The organism is Gordonia sp. SMJS1, from assembly GCF_029866425.1.
Lineage (GTDB): Bacteria > Actinomycetota > Actinomycetes > Mycobacteriales > Mycobacteriaceae > Gordonia > Gordonia hongkongensis.
The window spans coordinates 4,497,488-4,517,536 of the sequence record NZ_CP123381.1 but is presented as its reverse complement, the minus strand read 5'-3'; the positions used below and the strand labels follow the sequence as shown (position 1 = coordinate 4,517,536).

19 protein-coding genes and 1 pseudogene are annotated in these 20,049 nt (G+C 67.6%); 15 read left to right on the top strand and 5 right to left on the bottom strand.

Going from position 1 to position 20,049, the window contains the following annotated elements:
* The 4 genes and pseudogenes from QAD21_RS20440 to QAD21_RS20425 all read left to right on the top strand — a co-directional run.
* A complete protein-coding gene (locus QAD21_RS20440) occupies positions 1–933 on the top strand; it encodes an LLM class F420-dependent oxidoreductase (protein ID WP_065632557.1) in 933 nt (310 codons plus the stop codon).
* A 12-nt stretch (positions 934–945) separates the two neighbouring features.
* Positions 946–1,521 carry a PaaI family thioesterase gene (locus tag QAD21_RS20435; RefSeq protein ID WP_065632558.1) on the top strand — a complete coding sequence of 192 codons (576 nt, stop codon included), beginning with the start codon at positions 946–948 and terminating at the stop codon, positions 1,519–1,521.
* Positions 1,522–1,555: 34 nt separating this feature from the next.
* Entirely contained in the window at positions 1,556–2,302 is a 747-nt protein-coding gene (locus QAD21_RS20430) for an SDR family NAD(P)-dependent oxidoreductase (protein ID WP_065632559.1), read from the top strand.
* 199 nt (positions 2,303–2,501) lie between these two features.
* Positions 2,502–3,227: pseudogene (locus tag QAD21_RS20425) on the top strand (SDR family oxidoreductase); the annotation flags it as partial.
* A 47-nt stretch (positions 3,228–3,274) separates the two neighbouring features.
* Here QAD21_RS20425 and QAD21_RS20420 read toward each other — a convergent pair.
* Positions 3,275–4,054: an enoyl-CoA hydratase gene (locus tag QAD21_RS20420; protein WP_065632560.1), complete on the bottom strand. Its 780-nt coding sequence runs from the start codon at positions 4,052–4,054 to the stop codon at positions 3,275–3,277.
* A gap of 143 nt (positions 4,055–4,197) precedes the next feature.
* On the opposite strand from QAD21_RS20420, the gene QAD21_RS20415 reads away from it, so the two are divergent.
* The 3 genes from QAD21_RS20415 to QAD21_RS20405 all read left to right on the top strand — a co-directional run bounded on the left by QAD21_RS20415 (position 4,198) and on the right by QAD21_RS20405 (position 6,863).
* Complete coding sequence (locus QAD21_RS20415) at positions 4,198–5,100, top strand: alpha/beta hydrolase (protein ID WP_065632561.1); 903 nt, start codon at positions 4,198–4,200, stop codon at positions 5,098–5,100.
* A gap of 231 nt (positions 5,101–5,331) precedes the next feature.
* A complete protein-coding gene (locus QAD21_RS20410; RefSeq protein WP_065632562.1) occupies positions 5,332–5,793 on the top strand; it encodes a limonene-1,2-epoxide hydrolase family protein in 462 nt (153 codons plus the stop codon).
* Positions 5,790–6,863 (top strand): ResA-like WAxxUGC motif-containing protein, encoded by a 1,074-nt coding sequence (locus QAD21_RS20405; protein ID WP_247450254.1) that lies wholly within the window; start codon positions 5,790–5,792, stop codon positions 6,861–6,863. Before QAD21_RS20410 ends, QAD21_RS20405 begins: the two co-directional genes overlap by 4 nt.
* Positions 6,864–6,893: 30 nt before the next feature.
* Here QAD21_RS20405 and QAD21_RS20400 read toward each other — a convergent pair whose 3' ends face one another.
* Positions 6,894–8,375, bottom strand: a complete 1,482-nt coding sequence (locus QAD21_RS20400) for an MFS transporter (RefSeq protein ID WP_280360193.1) — start codon at positions 8,373–8,375, stop codon at positions 6,894–6,896.
* Between the two features lie 93 nt (positions 8,376–8,468).
* Here QAD21_RS20400 and QAD21_RS20395 point away from each other — a divergent pair, with 93 nt between their 5' ends.
* Positions 8,469–8,960: a MarR family winged helix-turn-helix transcriptional regulator gene (locus tag QAD21_RS20395; RefSeq protein ID WP_277244031.1), complete on the top strand. Its 492-nt coding sequence runs from the start codon at positions 8,469–8,471 to the stop codon at positions 8,958–8,960.
* A 41-nt stretch (positions 8,961–9,001) separates the two neighbouring features.
* Positions 9,002–9,826, top strand: a complete 825-nt coding sequence (locus QAD21_RS20390; RefSeq protein ID WP_277244081.1) for an SDR family oxidoreductase — start codon at positions 9,002–9,004, stop codon at positions 9,824–9,826.
* Here the strand turns inward: QAD21_RS20390 and QAD21_RS20385 are convergent.
* Positions 9,823–10,695 carry a siderophore-interacting protein gene (locus QAD21_RS20385; RefSeq protein WP_165629560.1) on the bottom strand — a complete coding sequence of 291 codons (873 nt, stop codon included), beginning with the start codon at positions 10,693–10,695 and terminating at the stop codon, positions 9,823–9,825. The two genes, QAD21_RS20390 and QAD21_RS20385, sit on opposite strands and share 4 nt — an antisense overlap.
* 88 nt (positions 10,696–10,783) lie before the next feature.
* On the opposite strand from QAD21_RS20385, the gene QAD21_RS20380 reads away from it, so the two are divergent.
* Together QAD21_RS20380 and QAD21_RS20375 are read left to right on the top strand one after the other, a co-directional pair.
* Positions 10,784–11,845 carry an enoyl-CoA hydratase/isomerase family protein gene (locus tag QAD21_RS20380; protein ID WP_277244030.1) on the top strand — a complete coding sequence of 354 codons (1,062 nt, stop codon included), beginning with the start codon at positions 10,784–10,786 and terminating at the stop codon, positions 11,843–11,845.
* A gap of 70 nt (positions 11,846–11,915) precedes the next feature.
* A complete protein-coding gene (locus tag QAD21_RS20375; protein ID WP_058249749.1) occupies positions 11,916–12,692 on the top strand; it encodes an enoyl-CoA hydratase in 777 nt (258 codons plus the stop codon).
* Between the two features lie 89 nt (positions 12,693–12,781).
* Here the strand turns inward: QAD21_RS20375 and QAD21_RS20370 are convergent, their stop codons facing one another.
* Positions 12,782–13,669, bottom strand: coding sequence for a LysR substrate-binding domain-containing protein (locus QAD21_RS20370; protein ID WP_277244029.1), 888 nt, complete (start codon positions 13,667–13,669; stop codon positions 12,782–12,784).
* Positions 13,670–13,760: 91 nt separating this feature from the next.
* Here QAD21_RS20370 and QAD21_RS20365 point away from each other — a divergent pair, with 91 nt between their 5' ends.
* From QAD21_RS20365 to QAD21_RS20350, 4 genes are read left to right on the top strand one after another with little or no spacing between them, the layout of a single operon-like run.
* The gene (locus QAD21_RS20365) at positions 13,761–14,999 is read left to right on the top strand and encodes an acetyl-CoA C-acetyltransferase (protein ID WP_277244028.1); all 1,239 of its coding nucleotides are present in this window, start codon (positions 13,761–13,763) and stop codon (positions 14,997–14,999) included.
* Entirely contained in the window at positions 14,996–15,763 is a 768-nt protein-coding gene (gene pcaD, locus QAD21_RS20360; RefSeq protein ID WP_277244027.1) for a 3-oxoadipate enol-lactonase, read from the top strand. The genes QAD21_RS20365 and pcaD overlap by 4 nt, the downstream gene beginning before the upstream one ends.
* Positions 15,760–16,593: a CoA transferase subunit A gene (locus QAD21_RS20355; protein WP_065632570.1), complete on the top strand. Its 834-nt coding sequence runs from the start codon at positions 15,760–15,762 to the stop codon at positions 16,591–16,593. Before pcaD ends, QAD21_RS20355 begins: the two co-directional genes overlap by 4 nt.
* Positions 16,594–16,603: 10 nt before the next feature.
* Positions 16,604–17,263: a 3-oxoacid CoA-transferase subunit B gene (locus QAD21_RS20350; protein WP_159371500.1), complete on the top strand. Its 660-nt coding sequence runs from the start codon at positions 16,604–16,606 to the stop codon at positions 17,261–17,263.
* 52 nt (positions 17,264–17,315) lie between these two features.
* Here QAD21_RS20350 and QAD21_RS20345 read toward each other — a convergent pair whose 3' ends face one another.
* A complete protein-coding gene (locus QAD21_RS20345; protein ID WP_280360192.1) occupies positions 17,316–20,048 on the bottom strand; it encodes a LuxR family transcriptional regulator in 2,733 nt (910 codons plus the stop codon).
* Between the last annotated feature and the right edge of the window lies 1 nt (position 20,049).

Genomic DNA, 20,049 nt, shown 5'->3' with positions numbered 1-20,049 from the left:
ATGGCGTTGAAGTTCAACCTGATGTTCCCCATGCGGGCGGTAAAACACTATCGCGAGTGGATCGGAGACGGCAGCCTCGGAGAGGTGGCCAAGTGCTGCGAGGAGGCCGGATTCGACGGCTTCTCGATGAGCGAGCACCCCTACCCCGACCGTGAGTGGCTGGCTCGAGGTGGTCATCACGCGTTCGACCCGTTCGTGTCGTTGGCGGTGGCCGCCGAGGCGACCAGCCGTATCCGTCTGCTCACCTACGCGATGGTCGTCGGATATCGCAGCCCGTATCTCGGCGCCAAAGCCGTTGCCAGTCTGGACCTTTTATCGGGCGGGCGGGTCACACTGGGACTCGGTGCCGGTTACCTCGAGACCGAGTTCGACGCGCTCCGGGCCGACTTCAGCGGCCGGGGCAAGCTCTTCGACGAGGCCATCGATGCCATGCGGGCGACCTGGCGTGGTGAGGAGCACGAGGGTCCGGCGTACGGCGCGGCGGGACACATCGCCCTGCCACTACCACAAACCGACGGTGGTCCGCCGATCTGGATCGGGGGAAACAGCCGCGCCGCTCGGCGACGGGTGATCGACAAGGCCGACGGCTGGATGCCGATCGCACAGCAGGCGTCGACGGCCGCGATCACGAGGACGCCACCCCTGGAGGACATCGGGGCCCTTCGCACGCAGATCGGCGAACTGAACAGGTTCCGAGCATCAGCAGGAAAACCCGACGTCGATGTCTCGTTCGTGCCTTTCGAGAAAGAAGTGCTGCGCAGGGACGGAGCCGCAGCTTTCGTAGCCGCCGTCGGGCCCGAACTGGCCGCGTACGAAGATGCCGGCGTCACGTGGATCACCATCGAACCGACCAGCCGCAGTTTCACCGATTTCCAGACCGACCTCAGCGTGCTGAGCGAAGGGCTCGTGCAGCGGCACGCGTTCCCGGCGTAAGGAGTCCGAATCATGACCCACGTACAGGCCCACGACATCGACGCATTCGTGGGCATGATCGAAGCCTTTCGAGACCTACAGGCGACTTTGTGTCTGGTGGCCCCACCGCACGAGGCGGCAGCGGAGATGACCGCGGCGATCGAGGATCTGACCGATCGGCTCCGGCACTTCGAGGTGGCCGAAGGGCAGCGCACGGCCAGAGAACTGGGCATGCAGGGCCTCGGGCACCCGATCCTCGTGCCCTATGAGTCGACCGACACCTCCGACGACTCCATGCTCGGTTCGGTGACGTTCGGTTTCGCCCACATGGGCAGCACCGACACGGTCCACGGCGGAGTGATCACCCTCCTGTTCGACGATGTCCTGGGAATGTTCGTGAGTCGCAAGGGACAGCCGGACTCGCGTACCGCGTTCCTCAAAGTCGATTATCGCAGCGCCACCCCCGTCTGCCGTGAACTCCGGGTGACCGCGACCATCGACAGCATCGAGGGGCGCAAGACCTTCGTGCGCGGCGCGCTGCTCGACGGGGACGTAGTGTGCGCCGAGGCACGAGCACTGTTCGTCCGGTTGCCATCCGGTCGGTCGTGACCGGTGCCGGCGAAGTCGAGCGAGGAGATAACTGATGACATTGGAGAATTCCGGTGCCCTGGTCACCGGAGCGGGGTCCGGTCTGGGACGCGCGATCGCACTTCGCCTCGCGAAAGACGGTGCGAACGTGGTGGTCTCGGACATCAGTGACGAAGGTGGTGCCACGACCGTGGACAGCATCCGCGCGGCCGGGGGGAAGGCGACGTTCATCCAGGCGGATGTCTCCGATGCCGACAGCGTCGAGGCGTTGATCTCGCGATCCGTCGAATACCTCGGGGGACTCGATCTCGCGGTGAACAATGCGGGGATAGCGCACACTCCCGGTGATCTGCACGAGTTGTCGATCGCCGAGTGGGATTCGGTGATGGGCGTCGACCTCCGAGGCACGTTCCTGTGCATGCGTGGCGAACTCGCTCACATGGTCGGCGCCGGGCACGGCAAGATCGTCAACATGGCATCGAACGCGGGCGCCAAGAATGCTCCTGGTATGGCTGCCTACACCGCCGCCAAGCACGGCGTCGTCGGACTCACCAAGAACGCCGCGCTGCAGTACGCGCGTCGGAACATCCAGGTGAACGCGGTCGGTCCCGGCACGATCCTGACCGAAGGGATCATCGCCTTCGGCGCCGACCAGCAGGAGAAGTGGGCCGATCTCATTCCGGTGGGTCGCATGGGCAAGCCCGAAGAGGTTGCGGCGGCGGTCGCCTATCTCTTGTCGGACGAGGCGGGGTTCGTCACCGGACACACCCTGCTGATCGACGGCGGACTGATGTGGGATTGACGTGCCCACGAGGAGGCCGCTCGGCGGGCGCGGGATCAGGCGCTCGTGAAGCCGTTGCGTACCAGAGCGAACGCCTCCGCCAGTAGTCGGTCCGGTCGGGCCTCATCAGATTCGGCCCACACGGTCAGCGGTCCAGCCGGCACCGAAGAGGCTCTGGGTCAACAGCTTGGGTGAACAGGTCGTCCTCACCGCGGTCTGAGAGAAACTCGACCGTCGAATCGTGCCCGTCAAGGCCGACGTGCGCAACCGCGCTCAACTGAAGTCGGCGCTCGACGAGGGACTGGCTTCGCTCGGCCATCTCGACATCGTGGTCGCCAACGCCGGAATACTGCCGATGGCCATGGGTGACCCGCACGCGTCAGATTTCGTCGATGCCGTCGACGTCGACCTCGTCGGTGTGATGAACACTGTCGCGGTGTCGATGCCGCACCTGGGCTCGTATGCATCGGTCGTGATCACCGGATCGACGGCGGCGATGTTGCCGAACACGACGGACAATCCGGCGATGGGGCCCGGCTCGGCCGGGTACGGGTGGTCCAAGAAGACCCTGGTCGGTTATTCCGAGCAGCTCGCACTGCACTTGGCCTCGGAGTTCATCCGCGTGAACGTCATCCATCCGACCAACGTCGACACTCATCTGTTGCACAACGATGGTCTGTATTCGGTGTTCCGCCCGGATCTGGAACATCCGACGCGCGAAGAGGTCGAGCCCGCCTTCGCGACGTTCCAGGCAATGCCCATCCCGTATGTGGACACCGTGGACATCTCCAATGCCGTGCTCTTCTTCGCGTCCGACGAATCCCGTTATGTCACAGGCCAGCAACTGCGTGGCGATGCCGGGTCGCTCCTGAAGTTCCCGGGGCCCCACCAGCATGTAGTCCTTGTCGGGCAACGGGACAGAGAGTCCGACAACCAGGTCGTGTGACCGACGGTACTGCACGACAGCCCACGCGGGCGCTGACCCGAGAGTCGTCAGCGCCCGTCGTGTGCTGTCTGCGAACGGCCGTGCTCGAGGACTGATGCCGTCGACTGGGCGACGGCGGCCACCTCGGCGGTCCAGGCCCGGTTGGTCTCGGCCTCCCGGGTGAGGGCCTCGACGATCCCGTCGTCGGACAGCCCGTCGTAGAGCGACCAGATCTGTTGCAGTGTGGCCGAATCGGCTGCGGTGAAGGCTTCGGCGACGGCCAGTCCGCGGTCGTGCAATGCGGTCGGCTCGACCACCTGGTTCACCAGTCCCCAGGCCAGGGCGGTGGCGGAATCGAGATACTGCCCGGTGGCACTGAGGTGCCGGGCTCGCCGAACTCCGACGGCTTCGGCAAGACGGCCGGTCAACCCACCGCCGGGGACGATCCCGATGCGAGAGTGGGTGTCGGCGAACCGCGCGGTGGTCGACGCGATGAGAAAGTCGCATGCGAGCGCGAGTTCGAATCCACCCGTGACCGCCGGCCCGTCTACGAGGCCGATGACCGGCGTGGCGCACACGGCGACGCGGTCGATGCAGTTCTCGGTCTTCTCGCTCCCGGAGAAACCCCTGGCGGACAGCTCTTTGAGATCCATGCCGGCGCAGAACGAACCGCCCGCGCCGGTGAGCAGGATGACCGCCACGCCGGGGTCGTCGTCCGCGTCGGCAACAGCGGCCATGAGTTCCCGGTTGAGGTCCTGCGACAGGGCGTTACGTGCTTCGGGACGATTCAGTGTGACGGTGCACGTGGAACCGGAATGTTCGACGAGGACCAGGTCGAGGGCAGCCATGTTTCTCCTGACTCTAGGGCAGTAGGATCGTATCGTGTTCGTGTGCAACAAAATCCATGGTTGTGCGAATCTCGGCTGCGGCTGGCACGATGGTGCTTGATCGATGCGGGCGACGACGGATCGCACCAGATGAAGGGGGTGCCATGGCTACCGACAAGGTCTCGCACGACCGGGTGACACTTCCCGGCGGAGGACTCGAGTTGGCCGCCGACCGGTGGGCCGGTGGTGATTCCCGCGGCGTCGTCGTGCTGTTGCACGGCGGCGGGCAGACTCGGCATTCCTGGCGTACGGCCGGCGAACGACTTGCGATTCTGGGATGGACGACCTACGCCGTGGATCTCCGGGGTCACGGCGACAGCGATTGGGCGCCCGACGGCAATTATGGTCTGTCGGGGCACCTCGATGACCTGATGTCCCTGACATCCGAGATTCGTCGCCGCGAACCCGGACAACCGTTGTCGCTGGTGGGAGCGTCTCTGGGGGGCATTGTCTCGCTGATCGCAGCCGGTGAGAACAGGGGACTCGCGCAGGCGCTGGTCCTGGTCGACGTGGCCGCGAAGATCGAGGAGTCCGGTAGTGCGCGGGTCCGTGACTTCATGCGGAGTGCGCCCGACGGCTTCGACAGCCTGGAGCAGGCATCGGAGGCGATCGCCGCGTACAACCCGCGGCGCCGCCGGTCCGGCAGTCTCGAGGGCCTGAAGAAGAACCTGAGGCTACGAGGGGAGCGGTGGCATTGGCACTGGGACCCTCGCAGTCTCGATGTCGAAGACTCTGCCGACAGTCCCGAGCACCCGAACAGCCAAGTTGTCTATGAGCGTTCGCGAGCCGCCGCCCGAGACGTCACCTGCCCGTTCCTGCTCGTCCGGGGACGGATGTCGGACGTCGTCTCCGACGCGGGAGTCGCAGAGATGCGGGTTCTGATCCCGCATCTCGAGGTGGTCGACGTCCGCGAGGCGGGCCACATGGTCGCAGGAGACGACAATGACGTCTTCTCTGCCGGCCTGGCGGACTTCCTCGACCGTTCGGCTGTCGACGTACGCCCTTGATCCAGGCCGACGGCCTCTACGTTGCTCGCCGAGGGTCGCTTCAAACGACGGTGAGTCTCGATTCTGACATGCTGAATTCCTGATGCAAGCGTTTTGGCGCTCTATTACGGCTCATCAGTGCGGAATCGAGGCCACCGTCGATGACGGTCCGGTTCACACCAGATCATTTCTGACAGTGATATACATGATATGACCGTGATCACATGCAAGCGATGGAGAGAGAGGGACCACATGGGTTCGAAGCAAGAGGCGCCGGTTCGCGAGGTCCTGCGCATCCTCGACCTGGGCGACTTCCGGCCGAATCTGGAACGGGTGACCGCGTTGTTCCGCGAGGATGCCTGGTATCAGGTCGGCGTGCCTGCGCGGCAGGCGATCCAGGGGCGTGATGCCATCGCCGGGGAGCTCGCCCGTCAAGCCGACGACTACAAGGACTGCGTGTGCGAGGTCCTTACGGTCGTGTCGGACGACCGCTACGTCATCACCGAGCGGATCGACCATGTCACGATGCTGCACAACAACGTTCGCGTGCACAACCCGCTGTTGGCGATCTTCGAGATCGATGACGATGGACTCATCGTCAACTGGCGGGAGTATTGGGATGCCCTCTCCTTGTCGCACCGGATCGGCGTCGATCCCGAGCGGATGCAACAACTCATGGGGATCACAGACACGACCGTGGAGGCCGGGCGATGATCCTGACTTCTCTGGACATCGACGCCGACATGTTTCTGCAGGGCACCGGCTGGGCGCTCAAGCCCCAGGGCGCCTGCAAAGGTGAAGTGTGTGTGCCCCTGCTCAACTCGAGTGATGGCGACTCGGCCGATGTGGACATCGTTTCCATCGCCGAGCGGCTCGGGATGGGTCTGGTGAAGGACGAACGGGTTGATGTATGGGCACTGGGCCCGGAATCGACGATCACGGGCCGGTCGCTTACGACGGCGGTGGCTCCGGAATTGGAACTGCCGCAACTCAACGGGACCCTCTTTCGACTTGACTCCCTGCTGGGCCAGAAGACCGTCCTGGTGGCGTGGGCATCGTGGTGTGGGTGTCGGGAAGACCTGCGCCTGTGGCGGGAGCTCCGTGACGAACTGCATCCGTCCGGAGTCGAGGTGGTGACGGTTGCCCTCGACACCGGCGGCGCCGAGGCAGCGCGTCCGTGGATCGAGAAGGCCGCTCCGTCACACCCGGCACTGATCGACCGGACCCACATCCTGGGAGCTCGTTTCGGTGTCACCAACGTCCCCAACGCGATGTGGGTCGACGAGCAGGGGGTGATCGTCCGACCGGCTGAGCCGGCCTGGCTCGAGAATCCGCACGAGAGTTCCGAGGTCGCCGCACAATCGCTCGACGAGATGCCTGCGGACCACCGCGCGGTCAGGTCGGAGATCGCCAAGATGAGGATCGATTACGCGCTCTACCCGGCCATGGTCCGTGACTGGGCAGCACACGGTGCCACCAGTCGCTATGTCCTCGATCCCGATCAGGTCATCGAGCGATCACAGCCGCGGTCCGCGAACGAATCGCTGGCCGCTGCCCATTTCGAGCTCGGTGAGTACTTTCACCGGCAGGGCGACCACGGAGCGTCGATCGATCACTGGCGCGCGGCGCACCGTCTGCAACCAACGAACTGGACCTACAAACGACAGGCCTGGAATCTGGAGGAGCCGGATTCGGTGCGGACCGTCGAGGCCTACGGTTCGGGATGGCTCGACGACGTTCGCGCACTGGGTGCCGAGTCGTATTTCCCGCCCCTGCGTCCCTGATCTGGGCGATGACCGCAACCCGGATCTGGATCAGCCCCGAGCCGGAAGCGGTTGCTCCTCCGGCACATTCGACGATCCGCGACGCGAGGGGATGGTCAGTGTGATCGCCATGCCGACGAAGGCGGCGGCCGCGGCAACGAGGAAGCACCAGGTGAACGTCGACTGGTCGGGCACCTCGGTGCCGCCGAGCGAGATCGTGGCACTGGCCAGGATCAGTGCCATCACGGCGGAGGCGACGGTGGTGCCCAGCGAACGCATGAGTCCGTTGAGCCCCACGGCGGCACCGGCTTCGGTGGCCGGCACCGATCCCATGATCAGGGTCGGCATCGCCGCGTAGCCGACACCCACACCGATGGCACACACGATCGAGGCCAGCATCAGCTTCCAGGCCGCGTCCATGAGGAAGAAGGCGAGCAGGTAACCGCATCCCAGGATGGCCGCGCCGATGGCCAGGGTGATCTTGGCGCCGATCCGGTTGATGAGGATGCCCGAGATGGGCGCGAAGATCATCATCATCAGTCCGCCGGGCGCCATCCACAGGCCCGCGGCCAGAAGCGACTGTCCCAGACCATAACCGGTGGCCTCCGGGAGGCGCAGCAGCATCGGCAGCACGATGGACTGGGCCATCATGCCGAAGCCGATCGCCGCGGCGGCGATGTTGGTCAGCAGGACGGCGGGCCGTGCGGTGGTGCGCAGGTCGACGAGCGGCTCACGTTGGCGCAGTTCGAAGAATCCCCATCCGATCAACACCAGGATTCCGCCGATTCCGAGTCCGAGTGTGGCGCCGGACGTCCAACCCCAGTCGTTCGCCTTCGAGACGGCGATGAGGAAGGCGGACAGTCCCACGGCCAACCCGATCGCGCCGGGGACGTCGATGCGGCCGCCCGCGGCGTCGTTCACGCGCGGGACCAGGACGAGGACCGCGACCGTGACGAGGACGCCGAGACCGGCTGCCACGTAGAACAGGGCGTGCCAATCCCAGGTCTGCACGATCCAGGCCGCCAGCGGTAGGCCGATCGCACCGCCGACGCCGAGCGTGGCACTCATCGCGGCGACGGCCATCGAGGTGATCCGGGGCGGAGTGATCTCACGGATGAGGCTCATACCGACGGGGATGAATCCCATGGCCAGGCCCTGTACGCCGCGTCCGATGATCAGCGGGATGAGCGAATCGCCCAGTGCGCAGATCAACGAACCGACGGTGAGCAGCACCGCGCTCACCAAGAGGACACGCTGCTTGCCGAACATGTCGCCGAGGCGTCCGGCGATCGGCATGGCCACGGCGGCGGCGAGCAGGGTCGCGGTGATGATCCACGATGCGTTGCCGATCGATGTCCCGAGAAGACGGGGCAGGTCGGGCTGGATCGGGATGATCAGCGTCTGCATCAGCGAGGCGACAAGGCCGCCGAAACACAGCACCACGACGCTGCCGATCGCGACGGCGGGTGCCTTCTCGACGGCGTCGGACGCGTCGTCGGTCAGCTCGGGCGCGGAACCTCGTACTTGGCTCATGGGGGAGACCTCCTTCGAGGTATGCAGCATACATATGTAATGTACACATGCAAATCGGACAGTAGATTGTCCACGTCGACAGATGGAGGAGAGATGTCGGAGGACCATGCGCCCTGGCAGTCGCCGGTGCATCGTGACCTGGCGCAGGAGTTGCTGCGGATGTCACGGCGTCGCAGCCTGGTGCACCCCGGCGTCGGGCTGGAACGCTCGGCCTTCGCGATCCTCTGGATTCTCTCCGACGGTCGGCCGCGGACGTTGCGGGAGCTGACCGCCGACCTCCAGCTCGAGCAGTCGACGGTCAACCGGCAGGTCAACGCCGCCATCAAACACGGCTACGTGGAGCGGTTCGAGGTCGAGGACTCGTTGTCGAAGTTGATCCGCCCCACGGATGCGGGGAGGGAAGCGTTCCGGCGCGATGGTCTGCTGCGAGCCGAACGGCTCGAGCAGGTCTTCGCCGACCTGGCCCCCGGCTCGCCGCAGGCTCTGCTCCACGAACTACGTGCCTTCAACGACGCCTACGAGCGGACCCAACACCGGCACGGCGCGACAGTTGAATCCGACAGCGGGAAAAGGGGATTGGCGTGATCCCGGCCGGCACATACGCGGTGACCGGCTCGGCGTCGGGGATGGGTGCGGCCGTGGCCGCCGCCCTGCGCGCGGACGGGCACACCGTGATCGGGGTCGATCAGCGCGATGCCGACGTCGTCGCCGATCTGTCGACACCCGAGGGCCGACGCCGCGCGGCCGACGAGGTCCTCGCCCGATCCGGCGGGCAACTCGACGGGGCCGTGCTGGCCGCGGGCATGGGCCCCGCGGCCGGACGGGAGCGGATGATCGTCGAGGTCAACGTGTTCGGGGTGACCGAGCTGCTGACCGCGTGGCGGCCCGCCCTGGCCGCCGCGGTGAAGGCGAAAGTGGTTGTCTTCGGGTCGAATTCGGCGACGGTCACGCCGCTGGTCCCGAAATCCGCCATCCGACGCCTGCTGGGTGGCGACCCCGAGGGGGCCGTCCGGGTGATCCGACGCCGGCGCGGCGTCACGGGCCCGGTGGCGTACGCGTCGTCGAAGATCGCGGTCACGCAGTGGTGCCGCCTGCACGGGACGGCGACCGAGTGGGCCGGTGAGGGCATCCGGGTCAACGTCCTCGCTCCCGGGCCGGTCATGACGCCGCTGTTGCAGTCGCAACTCGACGGTCCGCAGGCCGGGCACGTGAAGTCGTTTCCGGTTCCGGTGCGCGAGTACGGAACTCCTGACCAGCTCGCCGCCTGGGTCATGCTGATGCTGTCGCCGGCGGCGGACTTCATGGCCGGCGCGGTCGTCACCGTCGACGGTGGAACCGACGCCTTGATGCGCGGACGGGACTGGCCGTCGCCGCTGCCAAAGCGGGTCATACCCCGGTTCCTGTGGACGATGTTTCGTGCCCCCGACAAGGGTATGGTCGCCGAGTACTAGAGGCCGGCCCGTTCGAGCGCCTCGTCGAACTCTTCCGACGCCTGCTTCTCGCTCTTGCCGTCGTCGAGCGCCTGGCGGTAGACGGCGAACAGTTCCGCGCCCCGCTCCACATAGGCCTGCGTCCATCGCTCGGCGTCGACGCGCCAGTAGCCGATGACGTCGTAGGACCGGCGGTCCCAGCGAAGATTGCCGCGCAGGTGCTTGCGGATCGCACGCGACTCCGCCGCCTCGCCGGCGAACCAGCAGTACGCGCCCGAGGTCGGCAGGGTGAGTCCGCAGACCGTGTCCGCGAGACGGCTCGGCGTGCGGGAGTTGCCGCCGACGAGCGTGATCAGCTCGACGTCGCGCTCGGGCAGATAGGCCAGTTCGGTCGGGGCGGGCACCTCGACCACGGCGGTGACACCGTCGGTCGACGGCAGTTCGTCGAGGATCCGGGCCAGGGCGGGGAGTCCGGCCAGATCGGCGGCGAGGATCAGGCGTTCGACGCCGGCGGGTGGTGCGTACCAGCACCGCGCGTGCGTCATCACCACGTCGTGCCCCGCTTCGGCGCGCTGGGCCCACAGCGTTGCAGGGCCGGCGGCATGGATGACGAAGTCGACGACCATGGTCCCGGCGGAGTGGTCGACCGACCGGATCGAGTAGTTCCGGCCGTCGGGTGCCGGTTCGATGTCGTAGTAGGCCCACGTGCCGTCGCGACATTCCATATCCGGTGTGACACGCTCGGGGTCGTGTGGGAAGTAGATGCCCACGGCTTCGTCGGCGCCGCCGGGCAAGCCGAGTCCTGGCAGATCGTTCACGTCGAAGACGATGCGACGCAGATTGGGCGTCAGGTCGGCGACGTCGGCAACGCGTGCTCTGGAATAGCCCATGAGGTAACCCTAACCTGAGTCGGGCTGGACCCCGGTTACTAGGATATGCAACCATCGGAGAACTGTCGGTGTGGAGAGGAGTTCGCCCGTGTCGGAACCATCGGTCTTGACGGAGGAGAACGGGTCGGCGCGGTCGCTGATCCTGAACCGTCCGAAGTCCATCAACGCGATCGATCACGAGATGGTCGGCTCGATGGCCGAGCACCTCGCGGCCTGGGCCGCCGATGACGCGGTCGAAGCCGTCGTTCTCTCCGGCGCCGGTGAGCGGGGCCTCTGCGCCGGTGGCGACATCGTCGCCATCCATCGCGACGCGTCCGCGTTGAGCGGTAATCCCGAGTCGACCGATCGTGACGCAGAGCAGTCGCCGTCGGCGAGGTTCTGGTTCGACGAATACCGTCTGAACGCGCTGATCTCGGGCTATCCCAAGCCGTATGTCGCGATCATGGACGGCATCGTGATGGGCGGCGGTGTCGGGGTCTCCGCGCACGGCGACATCCGCATCGTCACCGACCGTACGAAACTCGCGATGCCCGAGGTGGGTATCGGCTTCGTGCCCGATGTCGGTGGTACGCATCTGCTTTCGCGCGTTCCGGACGGGCTCGGAACCTACGCCGGCCTCACCGCCGGTCACCTGCGCGGCGCCGACGCCATCGCGATGGGCCTGGCCGATCACTTCGTCCCGTCGGAGTCGCTGCCGGCGTTCCTCGCCGTGATCGGCGAGTCGGGAATCGAGGCGGCACTGTCCGCGCACGCCGTCGACGCGCCGGCTTCCGAACTCGCCGAACATCGCGGATGGATCGCGGAAGCGTTTGCGGCCGATTCGGTCTCGGAGATCATCGAACGATGCCGCGCGGTGGGTTCGCCCTTCGCGGACAAGACCGCCGACGCGATCGAGGCGAAGAGCCCGACTGCACTGGCCGTCACCCTGCGTTCGCTGCGCGAGGCAGCCGGCGACGCGACCCTGGAGGACACCCTGGTGCGCGAGTATCGCGTGTCGGTGCGTTGCCTGCTGCATCCCGACATGGCGGAGGGCATCCGCGCCCAGGTCATCGACAAGGACCGCGATCCGAAGTGGGCCACGTTCTCCGGGGACGCCGTCGACGCCTTCTTCGCGCCACTGCCCGACGACCTCACGTTCCCGACCGTCTGACCGAGACCTTCCCCGGGTGGGAGTCAGCCCGTAACATCCCGCCCGTCACCGAACCGAAAGAGGACTGACCGTGACCGAACACCAGACCATCATCGTCGAGACCAGCGGCCGGGTGGGCATCATCACCCTCAACCGCCCCAAGGCACTGAACGCCCTCAACACCGAGCTGATGAACGAAGTGGTCGGTGCCGTCCGGGAGTTCGACGTCGACCAGGGGATCGGCGCCATCGTGATCACCGGCTCGGAAAAGGCGTTTGCCGCGGGTGCCGACATCAAGGAGATGTCGTCGAAGTCCTACGCGGACGTGGTCAACGAGCAGTTCTTCGGTGCCTGGGATGAGCTGTCGCGGGCGCGCACGCCGATCATCGCCGCCGTCACCGGCTACGCCCTCGGCGGCGGCTGCGAGCTCGCGATGCTGTGCGACACCATCATCGCCGGCGACAACGCCGTCTTCGGTCAGCCCGAGATCAACCTCGGCGTCATCCCCGGGATCGGCGGCTCGCAGCGTCTCACCCGCGCCGTGGGCAAGGCCAAGGCGATGGACATGGTGCTGACCGGCCGCCAGATGAAGGTCGACGAGGCCGAACGCCTCGGCCTCGTCTCGCGCGTCGTTCCCAAGGAGGACTGCCGCGCCGCCGCCATCGAGGTCGCCGAGGTCATCGCCTCGAAGTCGCTGATCGCGTCCGCCGCCGCCAAGGACGCGGTCAATCGCGCGTTCGAGTCGAGCCTCGTCGAGGGTGTCCGCGCCGAGCGCGCACTGTTCTACTCCACGTTCGCGACCGACGACCAGACCGAAGGCATGGCCGCCTTCGTCGAGAAGCGGGACCCGAACTTCACCCACCGCTGATCCGAGACATTCGCAAACCCACCTCTTTTCGGTGTTTCCACCCCCTGTGTGGTGGGTGGATATACCGAAAAGGGGTGGGTTTGCGGCGTTCAGGAGAGTGTGCGCAACACCGCCAGGACCCGGTCGACGAGCGGGGACTGGGGCCCGTCGGGGAACGCGACGGCCAGTTCGACCTCGTCGTCGGTGTCGAGCGGGCGGTAGACGACGCCGGGTATACCGAGCGCTGAGGTGGGTTCAGGGACCAGGGCGACCCCCACCCCCGCGGCGACGAGTGTCACCAGCGTCGACGTCTCCTCGACCTCGTGCCGGACGCGCGGGACGAATCCCGCGCGTCCGGCGGCCGCCGACAGGACCCCGTGCATGACCGACTTCCCGCTGCCCGCGTGCACGATGAAGTCGTCGCCGCGCAGCAGGGCGAGGTCGACGGGCGTATCCGCTGCGCCGTGGGCGAGCGGATGATCGTGGGGCAGAGCGACGATGAGGCGGTCGCTGCGGATCGACTCGACCCGCAGTCCGGTGGTGTTGATGGGCATGCGCAGTAAGGCGAGGTCGATGTCCCCGGACTCGAGCGCGGCGATCTGGGCCGGTGCCAGCATCTCGCCGCGAACGTGGACGTCCACATCGGGGAGTTCGTCGCTCAGTGCGCGCACGAGCGCGGGCAACAGCGAGTAAGTGGCCGAACCCACGCACCCGATCGCGAGGTTGCCCTGCCGCCCGTCGGCGATCCGCTGCGCCTGCCGGGCGGCGGCGTCGACCGAGTCCAGGATCGCGACGGCTCGCGGCAGGTAATCCGCACCCGCCGGGGTCAGCTCGACACGACGCGTCGACCGGATCAGCAGTGCGACCCCGAGCTCGTCCTCCAGCTGGCGGATCTGCTGAGACAGCGGTGGCTGGGCCATGTGGAGCCGCTCGGCGGCCCGGCCGAAGTGCAGCTCCTCGGCGACGGCGCGGAAGTAGCGCAGGTGTCGCAGTTCCATGGAGTCAGTCTAGAGCGTTGATATCTGCTCCATATCAAATGCCGAGATATGGATACTTCTGCATATCGCTGTTGCTTCCTAGGGTGGACTCATGGCTTCACTCACCACGGACGCGGGTACCGACATCGTTGTCTGTTCGCCACTGCGTACCCCGGTCGGGCGCATGGGTGGGGCGCTGTCGACCGTGCCCGTCACCCGACTGGCCACCGACCTCCTTCGCGAACTCGTCCGGCGCACCGGACTCGAGGAGGGTGATGTCGACGACGTAATCCTCGGGCAGGGTTACGCCAACGGCGAGTCGCCGGCGCTCGGTCGCATCGCGGCTCTGGACGCCGGTCTGGGAGTCGGCGTACCGGGGATGCAGATCGACCGTCGCTGCGGTTCCGGGTTACAGGCGATCCTGACCGGGGCGTCGATGGTCGCGACGGGCGGTGCGCGCCTCGTCGTCGCCGGTGGCGCCGAGTCGATGTCGACCGTCGAGCATTACGCGCTGGGGCTGCGGTCGGGGATCAAGCAGGGCGGCGTGGAACTCCGCGATCGCCTCGACCGCGGGCGTCTGACCGCAGGCGGCGACTCACACCCGGTTCCGGGCGGGATGATCGAGACCGCCGAGAATCTCCGTGCGCGGTACGGCATCTCGCGGACCGAGCAGGACGAGTTCGCGGCCCGATCCCACGAACGGGCGATCGCGGCGCACGCCAGCGGCCGCTTCACCGACGAGTTGGTGCCCGTCATCATCCCGGGCCGACGTGGCCGTACGGACACCGTCGTCGACCGCGATGAGCACCCGCGAGCGGACGCTACTGCGGAATCGCTTGCAGCGTTGCGTCCCATCAGGCTCAAGATCGACGGCGAGTCGACGGTCACGGCCGGAAACGCCTCGGGCCAGAACGACGGTGCGGCCATGGCTGTGGTCACCACACGCGCCGAGGCGGAGCGCCGCGGACTGGAACCCCTTCTCGCCCTGCGTTCGTGGGCCGTCACCGGTTGCGAGCCCGAGGTCATGGGCATCGGCCCGGTCGGGGCCACCGCCGCCGCCCTCGACCGCGCCGACCTCACGCTCGACGAGATCGACCTCATCGAACTCAACGAAGCCTTCGCCGCCCAGGTGCTCGCCTGCCTGGCGGAGTGGAAGGTCGACCCGACCGATGAACGACTGAACCCCAACGGGTCCGGGATCTCGCTGGGTCATCCCATCGGAGCCACCGGCGCCCGCATCCTCGCCACCGCGGCCTACGAAGCGCGCCGGCGTGACGCCCGATTCGTCCTGGAGACGATGTGCATCGGCGGCGGACAGGGACTCGCCGCTATCTTCGAGGCGACCCGATGAGCGCGCAGGTGCACGCCGTCGTCACCGGACGTCCCGACGGACCGGCGGTCGTACTGTCCAACTCGCTGGGTTCGACGCATCGGATGTGGGATTCGCAGGTCGCCGCGCTCGAAGAGCGATTCCGCGTGGTGCGCTATGACACCCGGGGGCACGGCGATTCGCCGGTGCCACCGGGGCCGTACTCGATCGATGAGTTGGCCGATGACGTCATCGCGCTGCTGGACCGCTTCGACATCGAACGAGCACACCTCGTCGGGCTGTCGCTCGGCGGGATGACCATGATGCGCGTCGCCGCACGCAATCCCGAACGAGTGGATCGGCTGGCCCTGCTGTGCACGGCGGCGTATCTGCCACCGGCGCAGGGCTGGACGGACCGTGCCGCACTCGTGCGCGCCGACGGCACCTCGGTGGTCGCCGCGGCCGTGGTCCAGCGGTGGTTCACTCCTGGCTACCTCGCCGCGAACACCGAAGCCCGACAGCAGTTCGAGGCCATGGTCGCCGCCACTCCTGCCGAGGGATACGCGGCCTGCTGCGAGGCGATCTCCGCCATGGATCAGCGATCCGACCTGTCGTCGATCATCGCGCCCACACTGGCGATCGCCGGTGCCGATGACCCGGCGACACCGCCGGATCTGTTGCGCGACATCGTCGATGCCGTGCCGAACGGCCGCCTGCTGGTGGTCCCGGACTCGGCCCACCTGGCCAACGCGGAACAAGTCGACACCATCACTCCAGCACTCATCGAACACCTGGAGCAGCAATGAGCACTCGCGACAGTGCGGCCACGACGACGGTCGTCGACCGTCCCGGCGGCCCGACCAAACTCGCGGCGTCGGCCGCCGAGGCGGTCGCCGACATCCCCGACGGTGCGAGCATCGCGGTCGGCGGCTTCGGGCTGGCCGGCATCCCCGGCTTCCTGATCGACGCGCTCCTCGAGCAGGGGGCGGCGAACCTGACCATCGTCTCCAACAACTGCGGAGCCGACGGTGCGGGTCTGGGTCTGCTGCTGGAGGCCCGCCGTATCGACCGGGTGGTCGCGTCCTACATCGGCGAGAACAAGGAGTTCGGCCGCCAGTTCCTGTCCGGCGAGGTCACCGTCGAACTCACGCCTCAGGGCACCCTCGCCGAACGCATGCGCGCCGGCGGAAGCGGGATCGGGGCGTTCTTCACCCCCACCGGCGTCGGTACGCTCGTCGCCGAGGGCGGGCTGCCCTGGCGCTACCATTCCGACGGCACCATCGCGGAGGCGTCGCCGCCCAAGGAGGTGCGGACCTTCCACGGTCGGGAGATGGTCCTCGAGGAGTCGATCGTCACCGACTACGCACTCATCCGGGCAGCGGTCGTCGACACTGACGGCAACTGCCGATTCCACGCTGCCGCACGTAATTTCAATCCGCCGGCGGCGATGGCCGGGCGCATCACCATCGTCGAGGCGGAGAAGGTGGTCGAGGTCGGCGAGCTCGGACCCGACGAGATCCACCTGCCCGGCATCTTCGTGCAGCGGATCGTCGAACTCGCCCCGGAGCAGGTCGCGCGCAAGGGGATCGAGAAGCGCACCGTCCGTGAACGTCCCACCGCATCGCCGTCAGCCTAGGAGTGTCGACATGACCTGGACCCGTACCGAGATGGCCGCCCGCGCCGCCCGCGAACTCGCCCCCGGTGACTACGTCAACCTGGGAATCGGTCTGCCCACCATGATTCCCGACCTCATGCCGGACAACTCCGGCGTCCACCTGCACGCCGAGAACGGCATCCTCGGCGTCGGACCGTTTCCCTACGACGACGAGGTCGACCCCGACCTCATCAACGCCGGCAAACAGACCGTGTCGGTGCTGCCCGGGGCGTCGTACTTCGATTCGGCCACGAGCTTTGCGATGATCCGCGGCGGCCACGTCGACGTCGCGGTCCTCGGTGGCATGCAAGTCGCGATGAACGGCGACCTGGCCAACTGGATGGTCCCGGGTGCCCTCGTCAAGGGCATCGGTGGCGCCATGGACCTCGTCAACGGCGCCGGCCGGGTCATCGTGCTGATGGACCACGTCACCAAGAAGGGTGACCCGAAGCTGCTCGAGGGCTGCGCGCTGCCGCTGACCGGCCGCGGCGTGGTGAGTCGCGTGATCACCGACCTCGGTGTGTTCGACGTCGCCGGAACGGGATTCGACGTCGTCGAGTTCGCCCCGGGCGTGGACCTGGGGATGGTCGAGGACCGGACCGGTGCGCCGGTCACCGACCGCACCGCCGCCTACGCGACGGCCGGAGCATAGATCGCCTGCAGGTACACACGCACGGTCGACGGAGTCTGACGCACGGTCGACGTCACCGGCGGGTGGCTGCGAGTTCGGCGCGGGACCGCACACCGAGCTTTGCGTAGATCCGGGTCAGGTGGTACTGCACCGTCTTCGGTGAGATGTAGAGCTCGGCCGCCACCTCCCGGTTCGACAGGCCGCGCGCGACAAGGGCGGTCACTGCCTCCTCCTGCGGAGTGAGTTCGGCGGTACCCTTTGTGGCGGTGTGGTTCTCACCACGCGACGTCGCGAGACCGCCCGCCTTCAGTTCGCGTTCACAGCGTTCGACGTAGGTGGTCGCGCCGAGTGACAGATACAGGTCGCGGGCAGTCCCGATGACGGCGTCGGCGACCCGGCGCTTGCCCGCACGTCGCAACGTCTGGCCGTAGGCGAAGTTCACCCGCGCCTGGTCGTAGCGCAGGCCGAGACCGTCGAGGAGTTCGATGCCCTCCTCGAAGGTGCGTCGTGCTCCGTGGATGTCACCGGTCGCACCGAGGTGGCGGCCGCGTGCGTACTTCATCCGGGCTGCCGACGACCGGTGGCCCCGTTCGGCGGACCGGATCTCGTAGCGTCGCAGCAGATCGTCGGCGGCCTCGTGCCGTCCCTCGAGGACCAGTGCGTTGGCGAGGACGTCGACCCACGGCCACAGGCCCGGCTCGGACAGGGCCGGGACGGACTCGGCCATCGCGACGAGCGGCGTCAGTATCCGCCGGACCTTGCCGTAGTCGGCTGCGGCCTCCGCCAGTTGGGCCCGGGCCAGCAGGTCCGGTATCCGCATGATCTCGTAGTCGCCGATGGAGGTGCTGCTCTGTGCGATACTTCCATGCGCGTCCTCCCAGTTCCCGCGCAGCGAATAAATCTGGCTCGCAGTCCAGTTGAGCAGGGGCGTGGTGAGCGCGATGCCGCTGTTGCGGGCGAGCGCGCGGCCGGCCTCGACGCCGCGCAGCGCATCGTCCCAGTCGCCGGTGAGGAACTGGACCCGGGCGAGCCAGGCCAGCGCCCACAACGTGATCCGGGTGGAGCCACCGAGCTGCGCCATCGACACGGCGGTTTCGAGATCGGTACGCGCAGCGTCGATCTCGTCGAGGCCGAGTTCGAGCCAACCGCGACCCATGATCGCACGCTGCGCCTGCGCGCCGTATCGAACCCGTTCCGACACCGTCTGGTACTCGGCGCGTGCGGCATCCGGGTGTCCCGACCAGGCCAGTCCGAGTCCACGGATGACGGCGGCCTCCACTCGGGCGGCCGATCCGGCGTCGGCCATCGCGTCCGCGCGATCGGCCCAGTCCACCAACTCGGTGCCCTGGCATCGGACCAGGTTGTGCAGGACGAAACGTTGCGCGATCAGGGCGGCGACATCGGGCTCGCGCTCGACGTTGACGATCGCCCACGCCCGGTCGAGACGCAGCTGTGCCTCCGCCGACCGGCCCCGCAGGATGGCGAGGTACGCCAGGGTCGCATTGCGCAGTGGTGTCTCGCGCAGGCTCTCCACGGTCGGTACGAGGGCGCCGGCACCGGTGCAGTCGCCCGCGGCGAGGAGCGAATCGACCGCGAGCGTCACCCGTGTGTCGCGCTGCAACGGATCGGGGGTGAGCCGGCCCGCCTGCCCGTACAGCCCGGCGGCCTCGGCCCACGCACCGTCGGCGCCGCGGGCGCGTGCCAGGTCGGTGAGGGCGTCGGCGAGGGCGGCGTCGACCGTCGAGGTGGCCGCGACGCGGTGATGGAGCTGTCGGGCAGGGTCGTCGACGAGGTCCGCAGCCCGACGGTGGGCGTCGCCCACGGTCTTCATGCCGAGGACCTCGAGGACGGCGGCCCGCACCAGGGGACCCGCGAGACGCGGTTGCGCCTCCGCGGGTGTCAATGCCCTGTCGTCCGTCACCAGACCGGTTGCGCGCGCGTCGTCGATCGCGGCCAGGGGGTCGCTAATCCCGGCGAGCGCAATCGCGGTGGCGAGGGGCTCGGCCGGGTCGAGGATCGCGAGCGCTTCGATGAGCGCGCGAGCCGAGGTGCCGTTGTCCGGCAATCGCTTCCGCACCATCGCGACGACATGGGCCGGCGCAGGCAGTCCCACGCCGGTGCGGGACCAGGTACCTGGCGGGACCTCGTCGAGCAGGGCCACGATGTCGCGGGGATTCCCGCCGGTGTGCCGGGCCAGTTCCTCCCGCATCGCCGGGTGCAGCACGATGCCGCGCTGCGCGGCGAGGTCGGCAGTACCCGTTGGGTCCAGGCCGTCGAGTCGTAGCTCGTCGAGTGCGTTGCCGACGAGCCGGGCGCCCGGCCGAGACATGGTGAGGACGACCAGGATTCGGCGATCCCGGTGTTCTCGGGTGAGTGAGACCAACGCCTGCAGTGACTCCTCGTCGGCGAGGTCGGCGTCGTCGACGGCGATGAGTCCGGCGGTGTCGCCGGGCACCTCGGTCGATGACTCTGCAGGAGTGGTGACCGCTGCGAGTAGTGCGTCGAGCAGGTCGTCCGGGGTCGGGTCGGCAGCGGTCGCGGGTGTGGCGTCGGGCCGGTCCTGTACCAGCTGCCGGATGAGTGCGCCGGGCGTGTGCGCTCGCCACGGTGAGACCGCGGCCCACAACGTGGAACCGGTTGTCGGAGCAGACAGTCGCCGCCGGACCAGGTGCCTCAGCAGCGTCGACTTGCCGATTCCGGGATCTCCCGTGACGGCCAGAAAGCCCGACTCCGACACGGCGTCGAGCCGCGAGAAGAGCAATTCGATCTCGCGGTCGCGGCCGACGCACCCGCCGGTGACCATCATC